At 72.0% G+C, this 11,638-nt stretch carries 10 protein-coding genes; 6 read left to right on the top strand and 4 right to left on the bottom strand.

Annotation, left to right across the window (positions count from 1 at the left end; genetic code table 11):
- Positions 1 to 472: 472 nt before the first annotated feature.
- Positions 473 to 1,642 (bottom strand): steroid 3-ketoacyl-CoA thiolase, encoded by a 1,170-nt coding sequence (locus tag IF02_RS0131745; protein ID WP_030163191.1) that lies wholly within the window; start codon positions 1,640 to 1,642, stop codon positions 473 to 475.
- A 241-nt stretch (positions 1,643 to 1,883) separates the two neighbouring features.
- On the opposite strand from IF02_RS0131745, the gene IF02_RS0131740 reads away from it, so the two are divergent.
- A complete protein-coding gene (locus IF02_RS0131740; protein WP_030163189.1) occupies positions 1,884 to 3,128 on the top strand; it encodes a cytochrome P450 in 1,245 nt (414 codons plus the stop codon).
- A 199-nt stretch (positions 3,129 to 3,327) separates the two neighbouring features.
- A complete protein-coding gene (locus IF02_RS0131735; RefSeq protein WP_158708597.1) occupies positions 3,328 to 3,705 on the top strand; it encodes a DUF6193 family natural product biosynthesis protein in 378 nt (125 codons plus the stop codon).
- A gap of 139 nt (positions 3,706 to 3,844) precedes the next feature.
- On the opposite strand, the gene IF02_RS0131730 is transcribed toward IF02_RS0131735, so the two are convergent.
- Positions 3,845 to 5,863 carry a bifunctional glycosyltransferase 87/phosphatase PAP2 family protein gene (locus IF02_RS0131730; RefSeq protein ID WP_078622455.1) on the bottom strand — a complete coding sequence of 673 codons (2,019 nt, stop codon included), beginning with the start codon at positions 5,861 to 5,863 and terminating at the stop codon, positions 3,845 to 3,847.
- A 120-nt stretch (positions 5,864 to 5,983) separates the two neighbouring features.
- Between IF02_RS0131730 and IF02_RS0131725 the strand changes: the two genes are divergently transcribed.
- Positions 5,984 to 6,322 (top strand): antibiotic biosynthesis monooxygenase family protein, encoded by a 339-nt coding sequence (locus IF02_RS0131725; RefSeq protein WP_030163183.1) that lies wholly within the window; start codon positions 5,984 to 5,986, stop codon positions 6,320 to 6,322.
- 123 nt (positions 6,323 to 6,445) lie between these two features.
- Here IF02_RS0131725 and IF02_RS0131720 read toward each other — a convergent pair whose 3' ends face one another.
- On the bottom strand, positions 6,446 to 6,841 hold the full coding sequence (locus IF02_RS0131720) for a nuclear transport factor 2 family protein (RefSeq protein ID WP_030163181.1): 396 nt from the start codon (positions 6,839 to 6,841) through the stop codon (positions 6,446 to 6,448).
- 105 nt (positions 6,842 to 6,946) lie between these two features.
- Here IF02_RS0131720 and IF02_RS0131715 point away from each other — a divergent pair, with 105 nt between their 5' ends.
- Positions 6,947 to 7,492 carry a GNAT family N-acetyltransferase gene (locus IF02_RS0131715; protein WP_037837529.1) on the top strand — a complete coding sequence of 182 codons (546 nt, stop codon included), beginning with the start codon at positions 6,947 to 6,949 and terminating at the stop codon, positions 7,490 to 7,492.
- A gap of 12 nt (positions 7,493 to 7,504) precedes the next feature.
- On the opposite strand, the gene IF02_RS0131710 is transcribed toward IF02_RS0131715, so the two are convergent.
- Positions 7,505 to 9,571, bottom strand: coding sequence for an MFS transporter (locus IF02_RS0131710; protein WP_030163176.1), 2,067 nt, complete (start codon positions 9,569 to 9,571; stop codon positions 7,505 to 7,507).
- 223 nt (positions 9,572 to 9,794) lie between these two features.
- On the opposite strand from IF02_RS0131710, the gene IF02_RS33335 reads away from it, so the two are divergent.
- Entirely contained in the window at positions 9,795 to 10,649 is an 855-nt protein-coding gene (locus IF02_RS33335; protein WP_158708596.1) for a peptidoglycan-binding domain-containing protein, read from the top strand.
- A gap of 143 nt (positions 10,650 to 10,792) precedes the next feature.
- The gene (locus IF02_RS0131700; protein ID WP_051696687.1) at positions 10,793 to 11,488 is read left to right on the top strand and encodes an HAD-IA family hydrolase; all 696 of its coding nucleotides are present in this window, start codon (positions 10,793 to 10,795) and stop codon (positions 11,486 to 11,488) included.
- Positions 11,489 to 11,638 lie beyond the last annotated feature (150 nt).

Genomic DNA, 11,638 nt, shown 5'->3' with positions numbered 1-11,638 from the left:
CCCCAAAACCCCGCCCCCACCTGCACGGACACCACCCCGACCCACCCCGGCCGCACAGGCCCCGGCTGCGAGGACGGCTAGTACCAGGGCCCGTTGCCACGCCCCCCACCGGCCTGGCTAACTGGTGACGTCGCCACGGCAGAGGGCCTTCGCCCCCCGCCCGACGAACCCCTCTCCACCGCGTGAGTGGCTCACGCATGCCCCGGCATGCAGCGACCGCCCTTGTCCCATGAACTCCCGCTACGGCAGCCCCGTCGGCGCCTGGAACTTCTGGCAGACCCACCACTGGTACTAAGCCACCAGTGACCGCCTGACGGCGCAAGCAGACACGCGAGCAGACACGCGAGCAGACGGCGCGAGCTGTGCGAAGGCCCCGGTGGCCGGACCTCCCCAGGTCCGGCCACCGGGGCCTTCTGTTTCCCATCCCACAGGGTCCGTGCGCCCTGCGCCGCCTGGCGACGCCGGGCGGCGCCTACAGCCGCTGGATGATCGTCCCGGTCGCCAGCGCGCCGCCCGCGCACATGGTGATCAGCGCGAATTCCTTGTCGCGGCGCTCCAGCTCGTGCAGCGCGGTGGTGATCAGCCGGGCGCCGGTGGCGCCGACGGGGTGGCCGAGCGCGATGCCGCCGCCGTTGACGTTGACCTTCTCCAGGTCCTGTTCGAAGACCTGGGCCCAGCTGAGGACGACGGAGGCGAACGCCTCGTTGATCTCGACCAGGTCGATGTCCTTGAGGGACATCCCGGCCTTGCCGAGCACGGCCCGCGTCGCGTCGATCGGTCCGTCCAGGTGGTAGTGCGGGTCGGCGCCGACGAGCGTCTGGGCGACGATCCGGGCGCGCGGCCTGAGCTTGAGCGCGCGGGCCATCTTGCGCGAGGCCCACATCACGGCGGCGGCCCCGTCCGATATCTGCGAGGAGTTCCCGGCGGTGTGCACGGCGGTCGGCATGACCGGCTTGAGCCGGGCCAGCGCCTCCATGCTGGTGTCGCGCAGGCCCTCGTCGCGGTCGACCAGGCGCCACATGCCCTGCCCGGCGCCCTGTTCCTCCTCCGTCGTCGGGACCTGGACGGCGAAGGTCTCCCGCTTGAACCGCTCCTCGGCCCACGCGGCGGCGGCCCGCTCCTGGGAGAGCAGCCCGAGCCGGTCGACGTCCTCGCGAGTCAGGCCCCGGTGGCGGGCGATGCGCTCGGCGGCCTCGAACTGGTTGGGGAGGTCGACGTTCCACTCGTCCGGGAAGGGCTTGCCCGGGCCGTGCTTGGAGCCCGAGCCCAGCGGCACCCGGCTCATCGCCTCGACGCCGCAGGCGATGCCGATGTCCATGACCCCGCCGGAGATCATGTTGGCGACCATGTGGTTGGCCTGCTGGGAGCTGCCGCACTGGCAGTCCACGGTCGTCGCGGCGGTCTCGTACGGCAGGCCCATGGCGAGCCAGGCGTTGCGCGCCGGGTTCATGGACTGCTCGCCCGCGTGGGTGACGGTGCCGCCGACGATCTGCTCGACGCAGTCGGGCTGGATTCCGGTCCGGGCGAGGAGTTCGCGGTACGTCTCGCCGAGCAGGTAGGCGGGATGGAGGTTGGCGAGCGCGCCCCCGCGCTTGCCGATGGGGGTGCGTACGGCTTCGACGATGACGGGTTCCGCGGCCATGAGCTCGTCCTCTCCTGCACTGTGCCGGCGCGGCGGGCCGTCCCGGCGCCCCGCCCGAACTAGTACGCGTTCTACTTCTCCCCGCAGTCTTATGACCTGTAACCCCGGCACGCAAGGGTCTTGCACGCGCCTTCCACGGATTCCACACGCAACAGTTGGCGCGAGGACCCTTGTCACTTCTAGAACTCGTTACTACCTTCAAGCCAACTTCTGATGGGCCGTCAGACCTTGGAGTCGCCCGATGTCGTGTCCCGCGCTGCCCGAAGGCTTCGACGCCACCGATCCCGACCTCCTCCAGGACCGCGTCCCCTTCCCCGAGTTCGCCCAGCTGCGCCAGACCGCACCCGTGTGGTGGTGCCCCCAGCGGCGGGGCGTCACCGGCTTCGACGACGACGGCTACTGGGTCGTGACCCGGCACGCGGACGTCAAGTACGTCTCCACGCACCCCGAGTTGTTCTCCTCGACCACCAATACGGCGATCATCCGCTTCAACGAGCACATCCAGCGCGAGCAGATAGATGCCCAGCGCCTGATCATGCTGAACATGGACCCGCCGGAACACACCCGCGTACGCCAGATCGTGCAGCGCGGCTTCACCCCGCGGGCCATCCGCGGCCTGGAGGACGCCCTGCGCGACCGGGCCCGGAAGATCGTCACCGAGGCGCTCGCCGCCTCGGCCGACGGCAGCTTCGACTTCGTCACGCAGGTCGCGTGCGAGCTTCCGCTCCAGGCCATCGCCGAACTGATCGGCGTACCGCAGGAGGACCGGCTCCGCATCTTCGACTGGTCGAACAAGATGATCGCCTACGACGACCCCGAGTACGCGATCACGGAGGAAGTCGGCTCCAACGCGGCGATGGAGCTCATCGGCTACGCCATGAACCTGTCCGCCGCCCGCAAGGAGTGCCCGGCCAAGGACATCGTCACGCAGCTGGTGGCCGCCGAGGGCCAGGGCAACCTGGGCTCCGACGAGTTCGGCTTCTTCGTGCTGCTGCTCGCGGTCGCGGGCAACGAGACCACGCGCAACGCCATCAGCCACGGCATGCACGCCTTCCTGACCCACCCCGAGCAGTGGGAGCTGTACAAGGCGACCCGGCCGGCGACGGCCGCCGAGGAGATCGTCCGCTGGGCCACCCCGGTGGTGTCCTTCCAGCGCACCGCCACCCGGGACACCGAGCTGGGCGGGCAGAAGATCAAGGCGGGCGACCGGGTGGGGCTGTTCTACTCCTCCGCCAACCACGACCCCGAGGTGTTCACCGACCCCGACCGCTTCGACATCACCCGCGACCCGAACCCGCACCTGGGCTTCGGCGGCGGCGGCCCGCACTTCTGCCTCGGCAAGTCCCTGGCCATCATGGAGATCGACCTGATCTTCAACGCACTGGCCGACTCACTGCCCGACCTGCGGCTGGCCGGGCCGGAGCCGCGGCGGCTGCGGGCGGCCTGGCTCAACGGCATCAAGGAGCTTCGGGTCAGCCACGGTTGACGGCCGGCCCGTGGTCCACGACGGCAGGGGCCGCTCCTCCCACGCCCCGGCCCCTGCCGTCCGCGGGCCGTCGGACTCCGTCGGGGCCCGCCGAGGCCCGCGGACGCCCGCCGAATTCCGTAGGGGTCCGTCGGGGCCCGTGGGGATCCGTTCACGTCCGGGCATTGTCCCGGGGGCGGCCTGCCGTCAGACTGCGCGGATGAACCTTCAGGCAAGCGGGCCTGCCGACTGCGTGGAAGCGCGCTGGCAGCGCCTGCCGACGACATGGCGGCTGATGCACGAACGGGGCGGTTCCCCGGTCTTGAGCCGGGGCGTGCTCGCGCTGATCGACGCCGCCTCCGCAGAACCGTCCCTGCGCCGGCTCTACCCGTTCACCAGCCACTTCACCCTGTGGTTCAGCGCCCGCACCAGCCACCCCTTCGAGGTGGCGGCGCCGGCGGTCGAGCCGCTGCGCGACGGCCGGTTCCGCGTCCTGAGCCCGACCCAGAAGCTCGTGATCGGCGAGGCCGACACCGCTGAGGCGGCGGTCGCCCTCGTCGTGGCGGGACTGGCCGAGGCCCCGGGCCCGGCCGCCTGATCCGTACGGCGGCGAGCCCTGATCGCGCCCGAGTGGCGCGACGCCCGCACCCGGCGGATCCTGACAGGACGCGGCGATCCACCGAAGGGGTGCCGGGACGGGTACGAGACCCTCCCGGCACCCCTTCGTCGCCCGCTCCCTACGCTCGCGTACGCGACGCGGCGCCCACCCGCTCCGGCTCGCGCGGCCGCGGCACCCTCAGCCCGGCCGGCAGGGCGGCCCCGCGCGGCCCCGACAGTACGTAGACCAGCCCGAACCCGGCGCTCACGACGGCCGCGCCGCCGACCGCGTCGAGCACCCAGTGGTTGGCGGTGGCGACGATCGCGCACACCGTGATCAGCGGGTGCAGCGCCCCGAGGAGCTTCTGCCAGCCCTTCGGCGCGAGCATGATGATCACGATCCCGCACCACAGCGACCAGCCGAAGTGCAGCGAGGGCATCGCCGCGTACTGGTTGGAGATCGCGGTCATCGCCCCGTACTGCGGATTGGCCAGATCCTGCGGTCCGTGCACGGTGTCGATGAAGCCGAGGCCGGGCATGAGCCGCGGCGGCGCCAGCGGGTACAGCCAGAAGCCGATGAGCGCGAGGACGGTGGCCAGACCCAGGGAGGCGCGGGCCCAGCGGTAGTCGCCCGGCCTGCGCCAGTACAGCACCGCGAGGATCGTCAGCGGCACCACGAAGTGGAACGACGTGTAGTAGAAGTTGAAGAACTTCTCCAGCCAGGGCGTGTGCACCACGGCGTGGTTGACGGCGCGCTCGATGTCGATGCCCAGCGCCCGCTCGACGGCGTGGATCTGGCTCCCGTGCCCCTCGGCGAGGCTGCGGCTGCTGGGCGCGGCGGCCCGGATGTGCGAGTAGAGGGAGTACCCCACCCGTATCAGCAGCAGCTCCAGCAACAGGTTGGGGCGCGACAGGACGCGCCGCCAGAACGGCAGCAGCGGCACCCGCGACCACCGAGCGGCGGCCGGCCGGCCGTACGCCGTCGGGACGGGCTCGCGCCAGTACGGCGAGGAGCGCGGCAGGAACGGCACCGCGCAGGCAGCCGCCAGCGCGGCCAGCAGCAGCACGTTGTCCCGTACGGGGGCCAGCGCGGCCAGGTTGGGCAGCAGCATGTCGCTGGGCAGGGTCATGGCGAGCACCACGGCCACCGGCCACACGGGCCGGTCCGCCGCCCGCTTGCCGACCTTGCCGGCCACCGCGAGCAGCACCCACAGCAGCTGGTGGCGCCAGCCGGTCGGCGCCACGGCGACGGCCACGCAGCCGGTGACGGCGACGGCGAGCAGCAGCTGGCCGTCGCGGGCGTAGCGGGCTGCGCGGCGCAGGCCGACCCAGCCGATCCCGGCCGCGAGGGCCGCGTACAGCAGGATCTCGACGGGGCCGCTCAGTCCGAGCCGCAGCAGCGCGCCGTGCACGGACTGGTTGGCGAGGCTGTCGGGGGCGCCGCCGAGGCCGGTGCCGGCCAGGTGGTGGACCCAGTACGTCCAGGAGTCGCGCGGCAGGGCCGCCCAGGACAGGGCGGTGGCCGCGGCGAAGGTCACGGCGGCGGCCTTGGCGGTGGGGCGGCGGCCGGTGAGCCACAGCAGCGGCGCGAAGAGCAGCAGGGCCGGCTGGAGCGCGGCGGCCAGGCCGACGAGGAAGCCGGCCGGGCGCTCGCCGGGCACCCGGAACACGGCCAGCAGCACCAGCAGCACGGGCAGGACGGCGGTCTGGCCCGGCGAGGCGGCCTCGCGGACCGGCAGCGACACCATCATCAGGCCGACCAGTACGGGCGCGGCGAGCAGCGCGGTGCGCCGCGGCACGGGGTCGGGCAGGCCGCGCGCGGCGACCAGCCCGACGGCGGCGACGAGCAGCAGCGTCACGCAGGTCCAGGCCACCTCCAGGGAGGGCGCCGCCAGACCGAGGAACGGCTTCAGGACCAGCCCGGCGAAGGGGGTCCCGGTGAACTGGCCGCCGTCGTACAGCGACCCGGGGAAACCACTGGGGAGCCGGAACTCGCCGAGCCACTCGCCCGGTGGCACGCGCAGCACGGAGGCGGCCTGTCTGACGGCGAGGACGGCGGCCAGCGCCCACAGGAGGAACCGTGCCGCCCCCAGCCTGCCGCTACCGCCTATGACCCCGGCATGTCCGTTCGCACCGCTGTGCTCTGCCGCGTTAGCCACGCCTCGCCGGCCTCCCGCCCTGTTGACCGCAACCTTGACTTCGCCTGGCTGCCGCGTTTCGTGCACCACTTCATTACCGGGGACGACGATATCCCCCACGCGATCCCTAGGATGGCGGGCATGAGCATCGTGAAGATCAACGCACTGACCGTGCCCGCCGAGCAGCGGGAAGTCCTGGAGCAGCGGTTCGCCTCGCGGGCGGGGGCCGTGGAGGGCTCGGACGGGTTCGAGTGGTTCGAGCTGCTGCGTCCCGTTGAGGGCACGGACCAGTACCTGGTGTACACGCGGTGGCGGTCGGAGGAGGACTTCCAGGCGTGGATGGAGGGGCCCATGAAGGCCGCGCACCAGGGCGGGGGCTCGGGCTCGGGCTCGGGCGAGCGCCCGAAGCCGGCGGCCTCGGGGTCGACGGTGTGGTCGTTCGAGGTCGTGCAGCAGGCGGCGCCGAAGCCGCAGGGCTGAGCGGGGCGGTACGAGGAGGCCGGGGCGGCCGGGGCGGCTGATGGATCCGCCGGATCCGCCGGGTCCGGAGGGTCCGGAGGGTCCGGAGGGTCCGGCCGACCCGGCGGGTCATGGACTGCCGGATCAGCCCCAGAAACGGTCCTCCTCGTCGATGTCCTGCGTGCACTGGTCGATGTCGCTGATCTTCCCGCCGACGATCGTGAAGAAGAGGCCTTCCTGGATCTCGATCCCGTGGTCGCCGCGGTCACCGCGCGCCGTGTGGAAGGTCATGCAGTGGCCGCGCCCGTCGACCAGCACGGTGTGCAGATCGACCTGGAGGGTGCCGTTCGTCTCCGTGCCGAACCGCCGGTAGAGGTCGAGGACGGCCTCACGGCCCTTGTGGTGCCCCGAGAGGGGGTTGCTGCCGGGCACGTGGTGGATGACGTCGGCCGTCATCAGCGAGCCCAGCGTCTCCATGTCGCCCTTGCCGAAGGCCTCGTAGCCGCGGCGGATCAGGGCAGCGTCAGGGTGCTCGGACATGGCGTTCCCGCCCTCCGTGTGGGGGATATGCGTCTTTTCCTATCATCGGCCCGTACCTGTGGATATTCCACGCGGCAGGACGCGCACGGACTCCACAATGGCGCCATGGACATCAACAGCAAGAGCACCGAATCCACCACCACCGCTACCGCTGCCGCTGCCACCGCGGCCGGCAACTGGACGGTTGCCGCCGAGCACTTCGCCACGCCGGACGCCACCGCGCTGCGCCGCGCGTACTACGCGGAGGTCGCCGGCCGCTACTGGAAACGGCCCGCCACGGAGGCCGAGATCGACGAGGGCCTACGGGACGACCCGGCCGACGGCCTCGCCCCGCCGACGGGCCATTTCGCGGTCGGCCGGCTGGACGGCACGCCCCTGGCCTGCGGCGGCATACGGCTGCTCGACCCCGTCACCGCCGAGCTCACGAGGGTGTACGTGGACCCGCGCGCCCGCGGCACCGGCGGCGGGGCGGCGCTGCTCACGGCCCTCGAGGCGGCGGCCCGCGCCCTGGGCGCCGGGCGGATCCGCCTCGACACCCGCTCGGACCTGGTGGAGGCCCGCGCCTTGTATGCGCGCCAGGGCTACGCGGAGATACCGGCGTACAACGCGGGCCAGTACGCGGAGCACTGGTTCGAAAAGCCCCTGGCCTGACCCGGGTCGGGGTCAGGGCGCGGCGTGGTCGCGACGGGCCGCGGCGTCGAAGGGCTCCTCGGCATCGGATCCGCACAGCTCCGCGTTGATCTCCTTGACCAGCTTGACCAGGTCGGTCGGCCGGTCCGGGCCCCACCAGTCGCCGAGCAGTTCGGCGAGCGATTCCTCGCGGGCCTCGGCCAGCTTCCCGGCGGACTCCCGGCCTCGCTCGGTCATGACCAGCGGCAGTCCGTCCCGTACGGCCAGTCCGCGCTCTTCGAGCTGGCGGGCGGCGTCCGTGATCACCTTCAACGGCACGGTGGTCCGTTCCGCGAGCATCGCGGGCTCGGCGGACCCGTACTTCTTGATCCGCAGCAGCAGCCAGCTCGCTGCGGGCAGCAGGTCGAAGCCGGCCTTCTCAGTGATCTTCTCGTAGACGTGGCGGCGGCCCTCGCGGCTGCCGAGGACGGTCAGCGCGCGGGCGACCTCGTCGCGGGAGGAACGTTGGACGGGGTTGGAGGCGAGGGTCTCGGTGACGTCGGGCGCGGTGACCGAGCCGCGGAGCACGTCCTCCTTGAGGAACCAGGCGATGACGAAGGCGACGAGGACGATGGGCACGGCGTAGAGGAACACGTCGGTGATGGAGGAGGCGTACGCGTCGAGCACGCGCGGCCGCAGATCGGCGGGCAGCCGTCCGATGGCCCGTGGATCGGCCTCGACCAGTGCGGCCGTACCGGGCGGCACCGGAAGCCCGGTGAAGGCGGTGGCGAGCTTGCCGTCGAGCCGGTTGGTGAAGACCGTGCCGAAGATCGCGACGCCGAAGGAGGCGCCGATGGAGCGGAAGAAGGTGGCGCCGGAGGTGGCGACACCGAGGTCGGCGTAACTGACGGCGTTCTGCACGACCAGCACCAGCACCTGCATGACCAGACCCAGTCCGGTGCCGAAGACGAAGAAGTAGATGCTCATCTCCCAGGTGCCGCTGGTGCGCTGCAGCTGGTGCAGCAGGAGCAGCCCGATCGCGGTCACGCCCGTGCCTGCGATCGGGAAGACCTTCCACCGTCCGGTGCGGCTGACTATCTGGCCGGAGGCGGTGGAGGAGATCAGCATGCCGAGCACCATCGGCAGCATGTGCACGCCGGACATGGTGGGCGAGACGCCCTGCACCACTTGGAGGAAGGTCGGCAGGTAGACCATCGCGCCGAACATCGCGAACCCGATGACGAAGCTGATCACCGAGCAGAGGGTGAAGGTGCGGATCTTGAACAGTCCCAGCGGCAGGACGGGTTCGACGGCCCGCCGCTCGACGAAGAGGAAGACGGCGAGCAGTACGGCGCCCAGGACGGCCAGGCCGACGATCCGGGTCGAGCCCCAGCCCCAGGTGCCGCCGAGGGAGGCGACGAGCACGAGGCAGGTGGCGACACAGGCGATGAGGAAGGTGCCGAGGTAGTCGATGGTGTGCTTCGAGCGCCGCACGGGGATGTGCAGGACCGCGGCGATGACGACGAGCGCGACGAGACCGATGGGGAGGTTGATGTAGAAGACCCAGCGCCAGGACAGGTTGTCGACGAACAGACCGCCCAGCAGCGGTCCGAGGACACTGGTCGCGCCGAAGACGGCGCCGAAGAGGCCTTGGTACTTGCCGCGCTCGCGGGGCGGGACGATGTCGCCGACGATCGCCATCGACAGCACGATCAGTCCGCCGCCGCCCAGGCCTTGCAGCGCGCGGAACCCGATGAGCTGCGACATGTCCTGGGCGATCCCGCACAGCGCCGATCCGATGAGGAAGAGCACGATGGCGCCCTGGAACAGCTTCTTGCGCCCGTACTGGTCGCCGAGCTTGCCCCACAGCGGGGTGGCGGCGGTGGAGGCCAGCATGTACGCGGTGACGACCCAGGACAGGTGCGCCATGCCGCCCAGCTCACTGACGATCGTCGGCAGGGCGGTGGAGACGATGGTCTGGTCGAGGGCGGCGATCAGCAGGCCGAGGAGCAGGGCGCCGATGGAGACGAGTACCTCGCGGGAGGCGTGCTCGGCGGTGGGGCCGGACCGGTGCGGGTCGGGAACGGGTTCCGCGGCGTCCCTGGTCACATCCTGAGCCATCCGCTCCTCCTCGGGCCGGATCAACATGTCCATCCTGAGCGGTGTGGCCGGATATGGCCTCTCGGGCGGGTTGGGCGGGCCTCGGAGGGTCTGCATAATCGCAGGCAACGGCCAGGGAGGGATTCCAGTGAGCGCTGAGCGCTGTCCAGAATGCGACGCCATGGGCGTCGACTGCGGGTGCGCGGCGGGGGCCGGTTTCGAGCCACTGCGTGTCCGTCCGTACGTGACACTCCCCGAGCCGCGCCAGTCCGCGGACCCGCCGCCCGCGCAGCCGGTGCGGGGCGTGGTGGCCGGCCCCGCGGGCGGGTACGCCCAGGGCGCACAGACGCCGCCGGGGGACGACACCCCGGCGTACGGCATACCCGTGGCCTGGCCGGACTCCCCGCCGCAGGCGGGCTGGCCGGCCGAGACGGTCCGGCTCCAGGCAGCCACCCCGGCAGCCGGCGCCGAAAGCACAAACGGGGGCGGGGGGAGGGGGAGGGGCGGGGGCCCCGAAAAGCGGTCCGGCGCCACCGGCCGACGGCGGCTCCCCACGATCCTGGCCGGCGCCGGCACGGTGGTCGCCGTGGGCACTGCGGCCCTGGCGCTGGGGATGCTCCCGCGCTCCGGCGACAGCGACACCGTCCTGCTGGACGCGAAGCCGTCGGCGCCCGCCGCGAGCGTGGCTCCGGCCGGTCCCACGCAGCCGACGGCCACGCACAGCCCCTCCCGCTCCGCCTCGGCCTCCGCGTCGCCGTCGCCGAGCGCCTCCAAGTCGGCATCGCCCTCCGCCTCGCCCACCGCCTCCCGCAGCTCGGCGCCCCCGTCCGCGACCCCGTCGGCGAGCACGAGCCGCGCGCCGAGCTCACCTCCGCCGCCCCCGAAGGCGCCGACCCTGAGGTACGGGGATTCGGGCCCGGAGGTGGAGAAGATGCAGCGGCTCCTGGCAGGTCAGGGGCTGTACCGGGGAAAGATCAACGGCAGGTTCGACGACCGTACGGAGAACGCGGTCTCGGAGTTCCAGTGGCGCAACAACATCGACGACGACTGGGGCGTCTACGGCCCGGAGACCCGTCGGGCCCTGGAGGGCACGGGCTGATCGCTCGCAGGGGTGTCAGGGGCGGAGTGGCGCGGACCGCCCCATGTTTTGTATCGTGTAGGAACAAAGTGGTTCCGCCCGCAACCCCTGACCGGTGGGCGGAACCGCTTGTTCTCTTTCCCGCCCCGTCTGGAGCACCGCTGATGTCGGCCAGCACCACCAGCACCACGACCACCGCACCCGTCGTCCTCACCGCCAGGGCCCTGCTCCTGGACATGGACGGCACCCTCGTCAACTCGGACGCGGTGGTCGAACGCTGCTGGCGCGACTGGGCCGTCTCCCACGGGCTGGATCCAGAGGAAGCGCTCAAGGTCGTCCACGGCCGGCAGGGCTACGCCACGATGGCCATCCTCCTGCCGGAGCGCCCGGTGGAGCTCAATTACGCCGAGAACACCGAGATGCTCGCCCGCGAGACCGCCGACACCGACGGCGTGGTCCCGGTCGGCGGAGCCGCGGAGTTCATGGCGGCGATCGACGGGCTGCCGCACGCCCTGGTCACCTCGGCCGACGCGGCCCTGGCCACGGCCCGGATGACGGCCGCTGCCCTGCGCATGCCCGAGGTACGAGTCACGGCCGAGTCCGTCAAGGCCAGCAAGCCCGACCCCGAGGGCTTCCTCATGGGCGCCGCCAAACTCGGCGTGGACCCCGCCGACTGCATCGTCTTCGAGGACTCGGCAGCAGGAATCGCCGCGGGCCTGGCGGCGGGCATGCGCGTGATCGGCATAGGCCCCCGAGCCGCGGCCCACGCCCCGACGGCCCACGTCCCCGACCTGACGTCGATCCACGTGACCACGACCCCGGACGGCTCGATCCAGCTGACGCTGACGACGGAGGCCTGAGCCGGATCGAGCGGCGGGCCAGCGGGGTCCGCCGACTCGGCATCAGAGGGAGTCCGGGGGTTTCCCGACAGTCCACTGTCCTTCCGGTGCGGTCCGGCCCGTCAAGGGCGCTCCCTGCGGTCGCGTCGCTTCGCGATGGCCTTCGGCCAC

The organism is Streptomyces sp. NRRL S-244 (genome assembly GCF_000717915.1).
GTDB lineage: Bacteria > Actinomycetota > Actinomycetes > Streptomycetales > Streptomycetaceae > Streptomyces.
This window is presented reverse-complemented; position numbering and strand designations above follow the sequence as displayed.